Below are 390 nucleotides of genomic sequence, written 5' to 3'. Positions count from 1 at the left end.
GTGTGATTGTTACACTAGCTTCTTGATCATTTATTGTTATCATTGGTGCGGCTGGTGTTGTTTCTTTATTTGGTACTTGTGTAGTTACTTCGCTTGGATTGCTATTTCCTTGTGTAGCTTGAACTCTAACTTCGCTACCATTTTGAACACCATCATGAGTTATAGTGATTACTCCATTTGTTCCATCAATGTTTATACCATCTACATTATCGTTTAGCGACCATTTGTCTCCATCTTTTGTTGCTACTACTTCTTTCGAATCACCATTGGAATCTATATACTTCACGACCATTTTGTCTGTATTGTCTTGTGGTGTGATTGTTACACTAGCTTCTTGATCATTTATTGTTATCATTGGTGCGGCTGGTGTTGTTTCTTTATTTGGTACTT

1 pseudogene is annotated in these 390 nt (G+C 36.4%); it reads right to left on the bottom strand.

Annotation, left to right across the window (positions count from 1 at the left end):
• Positions 1-390 (bottom strand): annotated as a pseudogene (locus tag CD121_RS12265) (cell wall anchor protein); the annotation flags it as partial.

It is taken from the genome of Staphylococcus pasteuri, from assembly GCF_003970495.1.
GTDB lineage: Bacteria > Bacillota > Bacilli > Staphylococcales > Staphylococcaceae > Staphylococcus > Staphylococcus pasteuri.
The sequence above is the reverse complement of the archived record's forward strand: the minus strand, read 5'-3'. Positions and strand labels throughout refer to the sequence as shown.